This window comes from Shewanella marisflavi (assembly GCF_023283925.1).
Classification (GTDB): Bacteria; Pseudomonadota; Gammaproteobacteria; order Enterobacterales; family Shewanellaceae; genus Shewanella; species Shewanella marisflavi.
The window spans coordinates 608,513-624,274 of record NZ_JAKIKX010000002.1 but is presented as its reverse complement, the minus strand read 5'-3'; the positions used below and the strand labels follow the sequence as shown (position 1 = coordinate 624,274).

Annotated in this window: 16 protein-coding genes and 1 rRNA gene; 9 read left to right on the top strand and 8 right to left on the bottom strand. The window is 49.3% G+C overall.

Annotation, left to right across the window (positions count from 1 at the left end):
* Window positions 1-106, top strand: a 5S ribosomal RNA gene (gene rrf, locus L2712_RS07585); the annotation flags it as partial.
* Window positions 107-522: 416 nt separating this feature from the next.
* Here rrf and L2712_RS07580 read toward each other — a convergent pair.
* Complete coding sequence (locus tag L2712_RS07580; RefSeq protein ID WP_248977389.1) at window positions 523-1,248, bottom strand: YccT family protein; 726 nt, start codon at window positions 1,246-1,248, stop codon at window positions 523-525.
* Window positions 1,249-1,410: 162 nt separating this feature from the next.
* Here L2712_RS07580 and L2712_RS07575 point away from each other — a divergent pair, with 162 nt between their 5' ends.
* Both L2712_RS07575 and corA read left to right on the top strand, forming a co-directional pair.
* On the top strand, window positions 1,411-1,782 hold the full coding sequence (locus L2712_RS07575) for a hypothetical protein (protein ID WP_248977388.1): 372 nt from the start codon (window positions 1,411-1,413) through the stop codon (window positions 1,780-1,782).
* Between the two features lie 161 nt (window positions 1,783-1,943).
* Window positions 1,944-2,891, top strand: coding sequence for a magnesium/cobalt transporter CorA (gene corA / locus L2712_RS07570; RefSeq protein ID WP_033539140.1), 948 nt, complete (start codon window positions 1,944-1,946; stop codon window positions 2,889-2,891).
* A 32-nt stretch (window positions 2,892-2,923) separates the two neighbouring features.
* Here corA and L2712_RS07565 read toward each other — a convergent pair whose 3' ends face one another.
* Both L2712_RS07565 and L2712_RS07560 read right to left on the bottom strand, forming a co-directional pair.
* The gene (locus L2712_RS07565; RefSeq protein WP_033539141.1) at window positions 2,924-3,232 is read right to left on the bottom strand and encodes a DUF3135 domain-containing protein; all 309 of its coding nucleotides are present in this window, start codon (window positions 3,230-3,232) and stop codon (window positions 2,924-2,926) included.
* A 105-nt stretch (window positions 3,233-3,337) separates the two neighbouring features.
* A complete protein-coding gene (locus L2712_RS07560; RefSeq protein WP_248977387.1) occupies window positions 3,338-4,603 on the bottom strand; it encodes a cyclic di-GMP phosphodiesterase in 1,266 nt (421 codons plus the stop codon).
* A 120-nt stretch (window positions 4,604-4,723) separates the two neighbouring features.
* Here L2712_RS07560 and L2712_RS07555 point away from each other — a divergent pair, with 120 nt between their 5' ends.
* On the top strand, window positions 4,724-5,419 hold the full coding sequence (locus L2712_RS07555; protein ID WP_248977386.1) for a 2OG-Fe(II) oxygenase: 696 nt from the start codon (window positions 4,724-4,726) through the stop codon (window positions 5,417-5,419).
* Here the strand turns inward: L2712_RS07555 and L2712_RS07550 are convergent.
* Together L2712_RS07550 and L2712_RS07545 are read right to left on the bottom strand one after the other, a co-directional pair.
* Window positions 5,416-6,765 (bottom strand): ATP-binding protein, encoded by a 1,350-nt coding sequence (locus L2712_RS07550; protein WP_248977385.1) that lies wholly within the window; start codon window positions 6,763-6,765, stop codon window positions 5,416-5,418. The two genes, L2712_RS07555 and L2712_RS07550, sit on opposite strands and share 4 nt — an antisense overlap.
* Entirely contained in the window at window positions 6,756-7,430 is a 675-nt protein-coding gene (locus tag L2712_RS07545; RefSeq protein ID WP_248977384.1) for a response regulator, read from the bottom strand. The genes L2712_RS07550 and L2712_RS07545 overlap by 10 nt, the downstream gene beginning before the upstream one ends.
* Window positions 7,431-7,671: 241 nt before the next feature.
* Here L2712_RS07545 and L2712_RS07540 point away from each other — a divergent pair, with 241 nt between their 5' ends.
* The 3 genes from L2712_RS07540 to L2712_RS07530 are packed head-to-tail and all read left to right on the top strand — an operon-like array spanning window position 7,672 to window position 10,712.
* On the top strand, window positions 7,672-8,526 hold the full coding sequence (locus L2712_RS07540) for a putative selenate ABC transporter substrate-binding protein (RefSeq protein WP_248977383.1): 855 nt from the start codon (window positions 7,672-7,674) through the stop codon (window positions 8,524-8,526).
* Between the two features lie 4 nt (window positions 8,527-8,530).
* The gene (locus L2712_RS07535) at window positions 8,531-9,205 is read left to right on the top strand and encodes an ATP-binding cassette domain-containing protein (RefSeq protein ID WP_248977382.1); all 675 of its coding nucleotides are present in this window, start codon (window positions 8,531-8,533) and stop codon (window positions 9,203-9,205) included.
* Entirely contained in the window at window positions 9,198-10,712 is a 1,515-nt protein-coding gene (locus L2712_RS07530; protein ID WP_248977381.1) for a PhnE/PtxC family ABC transporter permease, read from the top strand. The genes L2712_RS07535 and L2712_RS07530 overlap by 8 nt, the downstream gene beginning before the upstream one ends.
* Here L2712_RS07530 and L2712_RS07525 read toward each other — a convergent pair.
* Together L2712_RS07525 and L2712_RS07520 are read right to left on the bottom strand one after the other, a co-directional pair.
* Window positions 10,709-11,050: a hypothetical protein gene (locus L2712_RS07525; RefSeq protein ID WP_248977380.1), complete on the bottom strand. Its 342-nt coding sequence runs from the start codon at window positions 11,048-11,050 to the stop codon at window positions 10,709-10,711. The two genes, L2712_RS07530 and L2712_RS07525, sit on opposite strands and share 4 nt — an antisense overlap.
* Before the next feature lie 95 nt (window positions 11,051-11,145).
* The gene (locus tag L2712_RS07520) at window positions 11,146-11,925 is read right to left on the bottom strand and encodes a hypothetical protein (protein ID WP_248977379.1); all 780 of its coding nucleotides are present in this window, start codon (window positions 11,923-11,925) and stop codon (window positions 11,146-11,148) included.
* 355 nt (window positions 11,926-12,280) lie between these two features.
* Here L2712_RS07520 and L2712_RS07515 point away from each other — a divergent pair, with 355 nt between their 5' ends.
* Window positions 12,281-13,888, top strand: coding sequence for a sensor histidine kinase (locus tag L2712_RS07515; RefSeq protein WP_248977378.1), 1,608 nt, complete (start codon window positions 12,281-12,283; stop codon window positions 13,886-13,888).
* Window positions 13,888-15,240 (top strand): sigma-54-dependent transcriptional regulator, encoded by a 1,353-nt coding sequence (locus L2712_RS07510; protein WP_248977377.1) that lies wholly within the window; start codon window positions 13,888-13,890, stop codon window positions 15,238-15,240. Before L2712_RS07515 ends, L2712_RS07510 begins: the two co-directional genes overlap by 1 nt.
* Before the next feature lie 8 nt (window positions 15,241-15,248).
* On the opposite strand, the gene L2712_RS07505 is transcribed toward L2712_RS07510, so the two are convergent.
* Entirely contained in the window at window positions 15,249-15,689 is a 441-nt protein-coding gene (locus L2712_RS07505; RefSeq protein ID WP_248977376.1) for a protein disulfide oxidoreductase, read from the bottom strand.
* Between the last annotated feature and the right edge of the window lie 73 nt (window positions 15,690-15,762).

The following is a 15,762-nucleotide window of genomic DNA, read 5'->3' as shown; positions in this document are numbered from 1 at the left end:
ATAGCATTGTGGTCCCACCTGATCCCATCCCGAACTCAGAAGTGAAACGCAATCGCGCCGATGGTAGTGTGGGGTCTCCCCATGTGAGAGTAGGTCATTTCCAGGCGCCTATTTATTCTCGAAAGAGAGTCGAAAAATCCCCAGCACACTGTGTTGGGGATTTTTTCGTTTATACGCTTCGCGAAAGCACCTCCTTCACATGCAGCCCAAAGCTGCTTACGCAGTGTGCGCCCCTCAGCTCGCAGTCTAGCTGCTTCGCGCTACAGCCATCCATCAAGCTTCGCTTGATTAGCGGATGCCTTTCGCCCCCATGTGAGCGTATGTTTGTACAAATATCTAAATATGCCTGAAGCTGGCCATAACAGTCGCTTATTTTCGCCGTCCTTCAAGCGCTGAGCTTGGTCATAAACTGCATCCTGCGTTTATGACATTCGGCACATCCATGTCCTTGCCCCCAGCTCCCAGCCTAGCTGCTTCGCGCTACAGAGCCCCCATGTGAGATGAGGGGGGAGTAAACACCTATTATTTAGTCTCCAACCCTATGCGTTTTTTAAAGGCTTCACGGGTGGCCTCATCGGCTTGTTCATACCAAAAGTCGAGCATTTGGCCGACATTGATTTGATCTTTTCGCTGAGTTCCTTGGACATTTTTCACTGGCTCGACGCTTGGCTCTGCAGCCATATGACTTGTTTCTGTGATTGTATGACTTGTTTCAGTGACAGTCTCAGTTGCTTGTGCCGCTGAGCTTGCTTGCTGAACCGTTGAAGTAGGAGATACTTGCCAAAGGCTTACGGCTGCGATGCCCTGGCCAGTGTTATATGTTTTTATCTCCTCGCTGTAATTTCTGCCAACTTGAATCCCTTCTTTTACCAGCGTATCTATCTTATAAGGAATGTTATTGCCTTTAGTATCTTTCACTATCACCTGGGGAGATTGGTTAAACGTCTCCGCAGCTTTTGGTGTTGATATCTTAGGTAAGCTCAAGGTGTAATGATTATTTTCTCCTGAGAAGGTGACTATGATGGCTTCTGACACAAAACGCTTTTGCTGACCAAATTCACGATAATTGGCATTGGCGTTCAGTAAGATTTGCTGAGTGCCATTGGCTGAGATTAACTGTCGAGTATCAATATCTTTACCATTGAGTAAGAGTGGCGTGCTGTTGTTCGGCAGAGTGATGGTGACTTCTGCATGAACCTGAGTAAACAACATTAGAAACAGAGAGATGCAACTGATTAGTGTTTTCATGGCAAACCGGAAAAAAGGAATTTATTGTGTTATAGCACCATGGAGACGAGTTGAACAACTTTAGTTGGTTGATTGGACATTTTTAGTTGTCCTGGGGGATAGGTTGCAGTAATTGCATTGCTAAGACTCTATAATGACGGAGATTAATCCTAGGAGACGCGCGTGTTAACTAAAATTTTAGTCACTCTACTCGTGATCGCAGCGGCGATTGCCTACCTTCGTCGTTCAAAGGTGGAGGCTCGCCAGCCAACTGCCAGTCAGCTGGGTCAGCGAATTTTATTTAAGTATATCGCGATTGGGTTTGCGGCCTTGGCATTGCTTGGTAGTGGCGGGTATTGGTATTGGAGCTGGCAAGAGGGGAATCAAGTGGTTTACGTCACGATTGTTTCGCCGTTACAGGAGGTGGAAGAAGTTTATCAGGTACGTAAGCGCGATCTGCAGGGGGAGTCCTTTACCACTATTGATGGGCTGAAGATACGTTTGTCCACTCAAGAGCGCATTGTGATTGCCAATACACCGCCAAATATTCGATAAGAGCTGCTTTTTACACTCAATTTTTGCTTTTTGTTTATATTCACTTCGTTAGCAGCCGATTAAGCTGTTCAACGGCGTGTTATTCGGTAGAATAACGCCAAATTATACCCTGCGCTGAGATGTGGTGAGTTTTCATCTGAGTGTTTTTTTCAGGAGGCCTTATGATCACAGCTTATGTTTTTCAAGCGAATAAGTTATCCATTGTCGAGCTGAATATTCAAGACAGTGTGCCCGACGGAACCTTGTGGCTGGACCTCTATAAACCTGAAGATGAAGAACGTGAGTGGCTCAGAGGTTATTCAGTAGAAGAGTTGCCGGAAGAGGAAGATATCAACGAGATTGAAGCCTCGGCACGTTTTTACCAAAACAAAGATGGCTTGCACATCAACTCGCTGTTTCCACAGCGTGTGGGGCAGGATGTGAAAGGCGTCAACGTCTCTTTCAACCTGCGACCGCAGTTTTTGGTCACCCTAAGGGAAGATGATGTGGGGCTGATCCGTTTGTTGCGTAACTATCTAAGACTCGGCCGACTCGAGGTGCAAACACCTCAGGCGCTCTTCTTGGAGTTGTTCAACCTTAAGGTCGACTATCTTTCGGATCTGATCGAAGATGTTTATTCTGTGCTCGACAGCGTCGGCGAGCAGGTCTTTGAGAGCGATGAGCTTGATGATGTTTTTAAGCTGATCACCCTACAGGAAGACTCAAACGGTAAAATTCGTTTGAGTTTGCTCGATACTCAACGTTCTTTGCGTTATATGCAGCGCTACTATCGCGGTAAACTGACCGATGATGATCTGAAAGATCTGCGTGAAATGTTATCGGATATCGAATCTTTGATGCCCCACAGTCAGTTTATCTTCGATAAATTGAATTTCTTACTCGATGCGGCCATGGGCTTTAGTGGTTTACAGCAAAATAAGATCATCAAGATCTTTTCGGTTGCCGCAGTGATCTTCCTGCCACCGACTGTAATCGCCAGCGCCTATGGTATGAACTTCGCGAATATGCCCGAGCTTGAATGGCAGTGGGGTTACCCGATGGCGATCTTAATGATGTTTGGTAGCGCCGCTTCTACTTATTTCTTCTTTAAGCGTAAAGGCTGGCTTTAAATAAAAGTCTGGCAAGAGCTAAAGGTGCTGAGTTATTTACTTGGATAGCAAAGCACTTTGGCTCTTTTGTCTGTATAGAGATCGGGTTGATTGATAACCTGATTTAGGGTGATGAATTTATCATTCATTAGCTGTAGGGCAAGATAACAACGTGAGTAGGGATTGGTGCAGCGAGACAGCTTTAATTCCAAATGATAGCGGATTGTCTCCAGTTGAGCGCGATTGCTGGCGTGAGCTTCGCTAATTAACGCCTTATTGAGGTTTTTCTGCAGCGTCGCTAATTGCTGCGGTGCATGCTGTGCCAACCACTGTAAACTGTCGAAGTCGGGTAGTTCTACCATTATCTTTTCCTTAGCGCATATACGCCATAACGCAAGGCCATATTTTAATTTTAGTCTGGCTAGCGCAGAAAGACAGTAAAGCCGCATCAAGCGGCTTTGGGGCGACTATCCTTTCTTATCACCACCGAAGAAATAACTGACTCTTTCTCGGGGGCTGAGGTACTTAAATATCTTCTCCGGCAGGGCCGATGGAGCGATACATCGGACTATGGTTAAGCCCTCGCTTTCCAGATCGACAATAGGTGCTTGTTCTTTGGGAACCAAGGCATCGTAGACCAAGATTCTGGGGAAGAGGATCTTCTCAAGGTTCACGGCCATCACCATGGCAAATTGTCCGCTGGAGAGTTCGACCACACTGCCGGGCGGGTAGACACCCAGCATCTTAATCAGTTTTCCGACAGCTTCTTGATTCAATCGTTCTCTATAGTTCTTATATAGATATCCAAGCGCCGCATAGGGGGTTCTTGCTTTTGTCTGCCCCTCGGGATGGCAGAGTTGGTCGTAAAGGTTCACTGCCGCAACTAACTGTGTTGGCAGGCTGATCTGCTCCGCCTTTAACCCTTTGGGGTAACCGCTGCCGTCGAGAAACTCGTGATGGTCTCTGACTATTGGCGTAGCATCTTCAGGAAAGTTATTGGCGAGCTTTAACAGTTCTACACCCATAGCCGGATGTTGCTTGATGAAGTTGATTTCGGGCTGAGTGAGGGGCGTTTTTTTGCGTAACAGTTGAGATGGGATCTTAAGTTTGCCCGTGTCGTGGAACAGGGCGCCCATGCCGACCGCTTCAATATCTTCCCGTGGCCAATCCAGCTCTTTGGCGATCATCATTGAGAGTACGGCGACGTTGAGCGAATGATAGTAGATCCCTTCGCTGTCTTTAGCATCGCTCATCAAATGCAGCACCAAGTTATCTGAGTTCAGCAGCTCTTCGGTAATGCTGTGGATCAGTTCCTTAGCATCGGAAATGGCATTGAGTGGGCGGTTTCTGAGTTTGGCAACCAAATTGCGCATGATGGCAACGGAGCGATCAAATTCCTGTTCGGTTTTTTTCAGATCTCGCTTGAGCTTCTTAAGGTGTTCGATGCGCTCTTGCTTGTTCTGACTCATCTGCTGACTCAGCTGCTGCAAATCACTTTCATCTTTGAAACTGGGTGTATCGTAGGCATCTTTTTTTGCCAGTGGTGGCGTGCTGCTTTTGTCGAGATCGACAAACACATAGTCGATATCGAGTTTTTTAATCAGTTCTATTTGCGCTTCTTGTTTGAGTGTAAAAGAGTTAAAAAGAAAGGGATGATCTTTCCAAGAGACAGGTAATCTAACAAAATTGCCGACTTGTAATTGGTTTGTGCTTACCTTACAGCTTTTGCTCATGTGACTTTACGCTTGCCTTATTTTTCAGGCTATTTTATCTCAACCAGCTGGCTTTACAATTACTTAAGCAGTGTGTCAGCATAGTTGCATCACAAAATAGTCTAATTTAGCGAGTTATACATGGATTTCATTGAAGTTTACCCCAATGCCATACCCGATGAGTTGTGTGATCGTCTCATGGAGACCGTCAACACACATCCTGGTGTCATTGATGGTATAACCGGTCATGGTGTCGACCTTGAAAAGAAAATTAGCCGTGACATCACCATGGATAACTTTCAGGAGTTACTGCCACTGAGAAACGAACTCCTTAATTATACGCTAAAACACAGCGCGCAATATTTTGAAAAATATGCCTTGGGATTAATGGGGGCCGTGGCGGTGACATTAGCCGATGAGCAGGGCAAGCCGCAGACCTTAACTCCGGAGAACTTCGATACCTTGGGACGTCATAGGGTTCAGCCTTTAGTGCAGTACCTGTATCGTAGTGGCAGCATCAATATCCAGCGTTATCAACAGGGTAAGGGAGGCTATCCGCACTGGCATTCGGAGCAGTTCCCACAGATGGAGCATAACGAAGCGCTGCACAGGGTAGTGCTTTATATGTATTACCTCAATGATGTGGAAGAGGGCGGTGAAACCGAGTTTTTCTATCAGCAGCGTAAGATCCAGCCGAAGAAGGGCACCATGGTGATAGCGCCTGCTGGTTTTACCCATAGTCATAGAGGCAACATGCCCATCAGTGGCGATAAATATATCGCCACCTCCTGGGTGATGTTTAACCGTGCCGAAAAGCTATATGCTCCGCTAGGTTAGAGCGGGATCTTGATGGTGAACCTCGCCCCTTCGAGGGATGAGGTATCTATATCGAGGCTGCCGTTGTAGCTTGAGACAATCTCGTTACAGACGGCAAGCCCTATTCCTTGCCCAGCCTTTTGGGTGTCAGCACGCACGCCACGTTCTATGATGCGTTTACGTATGGCTTCGGGCACGCCCGGGCCATCATCTTCAACGATCAAAACGAACTCACTGTTATCGCTATAACAGGCGGTGACGCTCACCTTGCTGATGCAGAGCTTGAAGGCGTTTTCCATCAGGTTGCCGCAAAGCTCCATCAAGTCGCCTTTGTCCCCAGGGAACACTTGCTCGGCTGGAATATCGGCATGAAACTGGATCTGTTTGTCGCGGTACACCTTAAACAGCATTTGTGATAGCTGCTCAACTAAAGGGGCGACTAAAGTCTGTTCCTGTTTCAGGCCTTTGCGTCCCAACATGGCTCTTTTTAGCTGATATTTCACCAACTGATCCATTTGGCTCACCTGCTCCATAATCTTCTCGCTGGCGCTTGATTTGCTCAAGGTTTGATCGTCAGTGATCGCGTGTACTGCTGCTAACCTGGTTTTGAGACTATGGGCCAGGTCGTTCATGGCATTTTGGTATCTTTCCTGTTGCGCGCTCGATTGCACCAGCAGCTTGTTTAATGCCTGTGTAACGCCTTCAAGCTCGACCGGGTAGTCTTCAGACAGTGCTTTGGTTTTGCCACTGCTGACCTGTTGTAACTCGTTGCGCATACGCACTAAGGGGCGCATACCCCAGTAGCCCGCACTGATCAGTAATACCAAGGCTAGCGCCATGATCATGCCTAAGCGCCAGTAGGTACGGCGACTAAATTTATCGAACTCCTGTTCCAGCTTTTGTGCATCTTTCATCACCAGCAGGTTGTATTTATGCTGAGCGATTTCTACCGACAATAGGTAGACAAAGTAGCTTTTGCTATCGGCCAGAGTCAGATAATAGGGCGGTGCATCCAAACGGATCTCATTGAAGCGTTCACAGGTATCGAATAGGCCGCGGTCAACGGCCAAGGATGAGGTCCACACCTGTTTGAAGTGTTCATCACAGCTGGCGATGATATAGCGTTTGGGGGTGTTGTTTTCTTCGAGCCATTCTGAGGTCTCAGGGATGAGATTATGTTCTCTAAGTTCTGCGGCGACCTTGGGGATCTCGGCGATTAGCTTAGCAGTCTCTTCGTTATAGGTGTTTTGTGCGTATAACAGGTTGACCAGCCAAGCGAGACCAAATCCCACTAGGGCGATAATCGACAGCGAAGTGACAAACATCCGCGTGAGCAGACGTTGTTTAGGTTTAAATTTTATTTGCATGGCAGATTAAATTTGTAGCCTTGGCCGCGTATGGTAGCGATAGGGTTTTCAAGTCCACCTTTGGTGAGTTTCTTACGCAGGCGGCTAACCATTACCTCTATGGTATTGGGATCCCCTTCCTTGTCACCGTAGATCACGTCCAATAGTCGCTGCTTGGCTACTACTTCATGGCAGTGACGCATCAGGTATTCCAAGATCTGATATTCAAAGGCCGTCACTTCCATGGGGACTTCATCGAGACTGACCTGCTTAGCGGCAAGGTCTAACTCCAGCTGGCCGCTAGTGATTTGCGGTTTTACGAAGCCGGCGCTGCGACGAATCAGGGCGTCGAGACGTGCTACCAACTCCTCCTTTTGAAAGGGCTTGACCAGGTAGTCATCTGCGCCGGCGTTTAACCCCTCTACCTTATCTTGCCAGTTAACCCGGGCTGTGAGGATTAAAATAGGGGCCTTTAGTTCCGCCTTGCGCAGAGATTGAATCAGGTCTATGCCATCTTGATCCGGCAGGCCAAGGTCGATGATGGCGATATCTATCGGGTAGTTAGTTGCCTGGTAAAAGCCCTCTTTGGCCGTTTGAGCCACCTGAACCTGATTGCCCAACTCACTTAGCTGTACCTTGAGGTGGTGGGACAGGAGAGGATCATCTTCAACAACTAAAATTCTCATATACTTTGCCTATTTCATCTTTAACCTGCTCGCTTGGTAACCCTGGGAGGCGATATTTCAGCCAAGCTGAGGACGTTTCATAAAACATTAATTTATAATAGGTTAGCTTAACAGGGACTGACTCATCTTAAAACATGGTTTGAGTGAAGGTTTTTTGTGAGCTAACCGCTATGGTTTCGCCTGTTAATTTGCCGGCTAAATGGTTAGAATTCCGTAAATTTCATACTCGTTTAGGCCCATTATGCCCCTAGTTAAAATATTACCCCTTGTTTTTACATGTCTGTTCGTGCCAGCAACCTTAGCTGAGACCTTCATTTTCACGGCGATCCCTGATGAAAACGAGAGTCAGCTTAAGACACGTTTTGATAAGGTGGCCAAGTATCTAGAGACTCAGCTGGGTGTGGATGTTCAGTATGTGCCGGTAAAGTCTTACGCTGCAGCGGTGACCGCATTTCGTAACAATCAGGTGCAGCTGGCCTGGTTTGGCGGCCTTTCTGGTGTGCAGGCGAGACGTTTAGTGCCCGGCTCACGAGCGATCGCACAAGGGTATGAAGATCAATATTTTAAGAGCTTCTTTATCGCGAATGCTTCGACGCCACTTGAGGATTCGAGCAATTTCCCTAACCTTAACGGCTATACCTTTACCTTTGGTTCGAAAGGCTCGACTTCGGGTCGCCTGATGCCGCAATTTTATATCGAGCGCAACATGGGTAAGCAGGTCGATGAGATCTTTACTCGTGTCGGCTTCTCGGGTGACCATAGCCGCACTATAGCTCAGGTTGAAGCTGGGGCTTACCAAGTCGGCGCCGTTAATTATAAGGTTTGGGAAACCGCAGTGGCTAATGGCAGTGTCGATACCAATAAGGTAAAAGTTATTTGGGAAACCCCTGCTTACCCAGACTATCAGTGGACAGTGCGTGCCGATGCAGACGTGCGTTTTGGAGAAGGCTTTACCGAGAAGTTAACCAAGGCGCTGCTGGATATGAAGGATCCCGACCTTTTGGCCAGCTTCCCTCGTCAGTCGTTTGTTGAGGCGGATAACGCAGATTACGAGCCTATCGAGTCTGTGGCAACGGCTATCGGCTTACTAGATTAACACTGTGCTCAATATTGAATCTCTTAGCCTGAGTTATCAAGATACTCAGGTGATTCGCGATCTTGATTTGTCGGTCAAGCGAGGAGAGGCCTTAGCCATTGTCGGTCCTTCCGGCGCGGGCAAGTCGACGCTGCTGACCTACCTTTATCAGCAGCTCAAACAAGATGCCGCGCTGTGCAGTCAATCCCAGGGACTGGTGGATGCCTTGAGTGTGTTCCATAACGTCTACATGGGCGCTTTGGCGAGGCACTGGTTTGGTTATAATCTACTCAACCTGGTTTGGCCGATGGCCACGCCTTGCCAAGAGGTGCAGCAGCTGTGCCGCGACCTCTATCTTGAGGCGCCCATAGAAACCGCAGTGTCATCTCTTTCAGGTGGACAGCGCCAGCGTGTTGCCCTAGCCAGAGCCCTTTATCAGCAGCAAGCCGTGTTTATCGGTGATGAGTCGTTTTCAGCGTTAGATCCTATGATGGCCCAGCGATTGCTCAATTTGGTCAAGGTGCGTCATGAGACAGTGATCATGGTGCTGCATGACAGCGATCTGGCGCTGCAAAATTTTGACAGAATCATCGGCTTGAGCGAGGGCAAACTCGTGCTCGATAAGCCGACGAGCCAACTCGATAGCCAGCAGTTGGCGCGCTTTTTCGATACCCAGATGGCATCGCCGCCACATGGGTAGATTTGTCGGTCCCTGGCAGCGACTGACCCTAGGGCTCTGGTTGCTTATTGCCATCAGTCTCTGTTTTGTCGATATAGCCATCATTAACCTGGATCCCTGGGGAGAGCTGCTGCGCATGGGGCAGGGGCTGCTCACGCCCGATTTCTTTGCAACCGAGTCATTATTGAGCGCCCTGTGGCAGACGGTGAGTTTTGCGCTGCTTGGTGTGACCTTTGGTCTACTGCTGGGTTCGCCCCTGGCGCTGATTTATCGCTCCCCCTGGGTGGCGGCCTGCTGCGCCATGGTGCGGGGCATTCACGAGATCTTCTGGGCGCTGCTCTTCCTGCAAGTCTTTGGTTTATCACCTGTGACAGGGATACTGGCGATCGCCTTGCCTTACGGTGCGACCTTCGCCCGGGTGTTCCACGATATTTTGCAGCAGTCACCGCGCACAACCAGCGACACCTTGCCCTTTGGCTGCGATCGCCTGAGTCGCTATTTTTACGGTAAATTAGGCCATGTATTGCCCTTGATGCTGGCCTATGTGCGTTACAGGTTTGAGTGTGCTCTGCGTAGCAGTGCGGTATTGGGTTTTATCGGTATGCCAACCCTGGGCTTCTATCTGGAAACCGCTTTTCGCCAGGGCAAGTATAGTGAGGGGGCGGCGCTGTTGATCCTCTTCGTGGTCTTGATTGGCAGCATTCCCCTTTGGGCCCGTCGCCGTCTGCTTCCTGTCTATCTGCTGGCCTCGCTTATCACTTTACCAGCCATAGTGGGTGTTGATATGCGCTTAGTGTGGCAGTTTATTAGCGTGGATATTTTACCGCCTGGTCTTGGCGAGGTGCTGCACGGCCAACAAGCCTTTGGGGAGGGGATGTCGCGTTTGTTTAACTGGTGGCAGAGGCTGACCCTGGAACAGGCCTTACCCGGTGCGGCGGCGACCCTGGTCTTGGCGGTCAGTGCCCTTGGTCTGACTCATCTGCTGGCCTTGGTGGGTCACAGATGGGTGAGCATTCATAGCCGAGGTAAGTTGACTGCGGCACTTGGGCAGCTGGGCCTACTTATCATGCGCTCTATGCCTGAGTATATTCTCGCCTTTATCTTTATGATGCTGTGCGGCCCTTCAATGCTACCGGCCATTTTGGCCTTAGGACTGCATAACGGTGCCTTGATCGCTTATCTGCTGACGCGGCAAGATAAAGTGGTTCAGCCTAGCGCCCTGTATCAAGCTCGAAGCGATCACTATGCCTATGAAATATTACCTCGTATCTACCCAAATTTGATGTCGTTACTCTTCTATCGTTTTGAGGTGATATTGCGGGAAACGGCTATTTTCGGGGTACTTGGCGTAATGACTCTGGGGTTCTATATCGACAGCGCTTTTAGCGAGATACGTTTTAACAACGCCTTCTACCTGTTGATAGTTACCGCCTTGCTTAACGTGCTAGTCGATGCATTGGCAAGGCGGTTACTGGCAAAACGTCTGTCACAGAGTACCTCGGTTGGTCAGGTGTCCTGCGTGGTTTAACTTTGGCGCTTGGCTTGTCTGAGGCGCTGAACACCCTGGCAGCAAAAAGAGGCCAGTAGGGTAAAAAGCGTTACCGCCGACATGATAATAGCCAGTCTTAACCAAGGGGCATCCATGGAGATGCGCATCTGCACATAGTCAATGCCACTCAGTCCCCATACCAAGATGCTACTGGCGATCAGTACCAATTGTAATGAGCGGGTGATCGCTGCATGGCGAATGAAAAGCAGTAGTGGTGCCAGGATAAACGCTGCGCTAATGAAGGTTTGCCCGAAACGCATAAAGTGGGCGCCCAGTAGGGCAAATGCAAGAAAGATGATGAGAATGCGCCACCACATGGTAATTACCTCAATCTGAAGAGTTAGAGTCTAGAGCCTGTTGGCAGGTTACCTTGGGGCGAGGGCGCATTCTATCGCGTTGTTCACATTTTCATTTATTTGCGCTCATCTTTATTTAGCGCCTGTTGAAGTTTGCGCCTTTGGTCATCACTCAACTTGCCGGTTTCGATGAGATGGAGTAGCTGTTCGACGTCAGCCTTGTCGCTGTCGCTTCTTATCACCACAAACTCTCGTTCGCCGTCCCCATGATATTTCATCTCAATATCCGCGATTTCGGTGGCGATCTCGGCGATGTCGTCCGATAGCAGCTCGATATTACGATTAAACTCGCCATCATGGGTGTCGATGATCACTTCAAATTCTCGGGCTTTGGCTTCAAGCTCAGCAGCTTTGCGTTCCATTTCGGCTCTTTTGGCCTCCATTTCAGCACTTTTAGCTGCCACTTTAACTTCTATCTTGGCGATATGTTTGGCGAGTTCGGCCTCTTTCTTGGCCATCTTCTTGGTAAGCGATACTATCCTGGCTTGATCAGCCTCTGACAACTCGCTATGACGCAGATAATGGTAGTGAGCCCCGTCACCGTTGATCTGTTTCAGTAGACGAACCACCTTATTTTGCGTCTCTTCAGAGAGCTTGGCTAGTTTCTCACGAATTAGCTTCTCGTCTTGTATCTCAGCTTCAGTGAAACGGTAACTGTGCTGTTTACCTTCTGTGTCCAGGGTCAGTTTAGTGATCTTATCGCCATCTTGAATCAACTTGGCGTTGATTTGGCTATCGTTAAAATCAATTTGTCGTAGATCCGTTGGCACGGCGGCTAGGGTAAATGACAGCAGCGCGGAGCAGGCGAACAGTGAGGTCAGTTTATTTAGTTTCATGGTATTTCCTTCCATAGTGGTTAATGCGTTTGCTAAGGGATTAGCGAGGAGCGTGCCAAGTTGGTTAAGGCCGCTATTTATGGGCAATACCGGCTATTCTCGGTCTGTAAACGTTAGATTGATGACAGAGGCGATACCTCATATGGGCTAAGAGATTCCTGATATGGGGAATTTGTCGGTTGTATGGCTAGCTAAGATGGCGACTTATAAGGGCTTTTATCTTGGTATTGTTTTTGTATAACCTGCTATGCTGGCAGTTATCGCCAGGTGAGTCTTGTTATACAAGTGTCTATGCCAAAAAGGTGCTAGCGATAGTGCACACTCGCAACCTTAAGGCCATTGATTTGAGGAAGATATGTCGATTAAAGGTTATCTGTTCGTGCTGTTTGGCGCACTTATTCTGTTTCTTGGCGGCAGTCAGCTGCTGGTTTCTCATTTCTATAAGGCGCAGCTGCAAAGTGAGCTGAGCGAGCGCTCTCGGGATCTGTCGCAAAACCTGGTGAAGGTGCTGATTGATAATGTCGGGGCTGAGCAGGAGTTTGTGGTGCAGTTCGACAAAGAGGCGATGCAAGAGTCAATAGCCGATGCCGAGGAGTTGCAACGGGAGTTTGAGCGAGATATTGAAGCTGTATCCGAGGCGATTGCCCAGCTGAGTGAAGAGGTGGTGCGCATGGAGATGGAGACAGATAATGCCACGGCGCAGCAGAAGGCATTTTTTCGCGCCGCGTTAGCCGCCAAGCAACAAGAGCTGCGCGATCATCTCAATGCCATGATGGTCTACGAAAAGGAGCTTAAACAGCGTCAGAAGCAAAATATTGCCGAGGCGAAAAGACAGGCGGCGGATGAGTATCGCCAGCGTCTGCATGCTGCCGTGAGTCAAATTGAGATAGATGCCAAGAGTTGGCTCGACAAGGGAAATGTCGCCATTATAGAGGCGTCCACCTCTCCTAGTGCAGCGGATAGAAGCAAGGTCTCCGTGGCCTATACCCAGGATATCGCCATTCCAAATCAAGAGACCAACGAGCAGCTAGAACGCTTCAGCGAATCTATGATTGGCGCCATCATGATGAGCTCGCTGGCCGGCTTGTTGCTGGTCTATATGCTCAGTCACGTGATCAGTGCGCCGCTGTCTAACTTGGCCTTAGGGCATAAGAAGTTGGGAGAGGGGAAGCTTGGTTATCAAGTGGATGAGCGTGGGGTGAAGGAGCTTAAAAGTATTCTCCAGGGGTTTAATAAGATGAGTAGTCAGCTTGCATCCTTAAGCGAGCAGAAGAAACAGATGGCGCAGCAGAAGCAGTTGGCAGAGCTTGGGGAAGTGACACGGGGTATCGCCCATAGTCTGCGCAATCCGCTGCATACCTTAGGCTTGTTATCGGAAGCGGTCGCCCAATCCGAGTCGCCGGAGGCGGCGAGTGTACAACTGGCACAGATGCAGCAAAAGATCGCCATGATGGATAAAAGCATTCAATCTCTGCTGACGTTGTCGAGCACTCAGGTAAATCGTCAAACTCCGGTGCCGCTGGTGGCGACGGTGCAGGATATCTTGCTGGAACTGTCGATTAACGGCAGCAAACCTGCCATCGCCTTTCATTGCAGTGATCCCGATATTAAGGTGGCAGGCGCCGAATCTGAAATTCGCAGTATCTTACATGCTGTGCTGATCAATGCCGTCGAAGCAACACCAGATGATGGTCATATCGATCTGACCCTGGCGCAGGATGGTGATTGTTATACGTTAAAGGTGGCTGATACCGGCAAGGGGATCCCTCCTGAGATCCGTGACAAGCTGACTCAACCCCATGTGACCACTAAGGCAGAGGGAACGGGAATGGGGATCTATATCGCAGAGCGCTTGATTCAGGGCCACTATGGCGGACGAATAGCATTTGAGGATAATCCTGGCGGTGGCACTATAGTGACGCTCTTTTTTGCTATCGATAGGCCCAGGACAGAGGAAGTGTAATGGAACAGGCTAAGTTACATATTTTAGTGGTGGAAGATGAGCCCGATCAGCGTGAGCTGATTGTGCAGATGTTGACGGCTAACCAATATCAGGTGGAGAGTGCCGACAGCGTAGAGCAGGCGATTGTGATGATAAAAGCCGCTGCGCCTGACTTAGTCTTTTCCGATTGGAAACTTGGGCAGTTGACCGGTATGGACCTGCTTAACTATGTGCGCCGTGAGCATCCGGACATGGGCTTTATCATAGCAACAGCCTACGGCACTATTACCCATGCGGTGGATGCGATGCAGGCGGGCGCCGATGATTATCTGGCTAAGCCCTATCAGCGTCAGAGCCTTCTGTTAGCGATCGAGAAGGTCGCTAAGTCGATTGCCCTGAAGCGGCAAAATCGTCGTCTCTCCTCCGAGCTATCACAGCAGCAGGAATTGGTTGGCTTGGTGGGGCGTTCAGCCTTGATGCAGAAGGTCTACCAGCGGGTACAGCGAGTCAGCGCCACAGATGCCACAGTGCTGATTGGTGGTGAGAGTGGTACAGGTAAAGAGCTGGCGGCGCGTGCTTTGTATCAGCTGTCGGGGCGCAGCCATAAACCCTTTGTTGCCATTAACTGCGGCGCCATTCCTGAATCTTTGGCAGAGGCTGAGTTGTTTGGTGCCGAGAAGGGCGCTTATACCGGCGCTACAACACAAAAGATAGGTAAGCTGGAGGCGGCAGACGGCGGAACTGTGTTTCTCGATGAGATAGGCGAGTTGCCTTTACTACAGCAGACCAAGCTGCTGCGTTTTCTGCAAGAAGGGGTGATCTCTCGCTTGGGGCAGAACAGCGAGATTAAATTGGATGTCAGAGTCATTGCGGCGACTCACAGGGATCTGCAGCAGGAAGTGGCCGAGGGGCGTTTTCGCGAAGATCTCTACTATCGTCTGAATGTGGTGCCCATACATATGCCTGCGCTGCGAGAACGCACCGAGGATATTGGCCGCTTGGTAGAGCATTTTCTTAAACTGCATGCTAATCAATATGGTGTGGAAGTACCAAAGCTTAGCCGAGATACCTTAAAGGCATTGCTGGACTACAGCTGGCCCGGCAACGTACGTGAGCTGGCTAATCGTATCGAACGTTTTGTCTTGCTCGGCGATGAACAGGAGATGGTGCAGGAGCTGATTGCCGCGCCTCAACCTCTGGATACCAGCCGTTTTGTGCTGCCCGAAAATGGGATTCAATGGGAAAGTTTCGAGAAGGATTGTTTGCGCCAGGCAATGAACCGTTTCGAGGGGAATCGCACCAAAGCAGCGCAATGTTTAGGTTTGAGTTATAAGGCGTTTCTTTATCGCTTAGAGAAGTATCAGCTGGTGTGATGTGTCGCTTACCAGTTGGCCAAATAGAGCCTAAGTTTCATGCCCCAACTGCTGGTGGCACCTGAGGTTTTAAAGCGAATTTGGCCCTGGGCATCGACAATGTAGATAGCGGGAAACACGGTTGCTCCCCAGGAAGGGTGTAGCTTATCGCTATCGCTAACCACATCAAATTGATAGTCATTTTCAGCCATAAACTGATTAATCTCGGCGTCACTGCCCGAGGCAACGGCAACGCTAATCACCTTGGCATGTTTCGCGACCTCATTCACCATAGGTGAGGTGACGCGACATACCGGGCACCAGGTCCCCCAGAAATAGATGAGGGTCACTTCGCCTTTATTCAGCTGCACGTTTTTTCCGCTAGTGGTGACGCCGCTTAAGGCTGGCGCTTCGCCTGTTATCATGTTGCGCTGCTGATAACTTAATACAGCAAAGGCAACGAGTAACATAAGGACTACGTCCCTCAGGTACCGGTATCTTTTTCGCTGAGGTTTTAGGTATGGCGTCAGATAAGATGCGAGT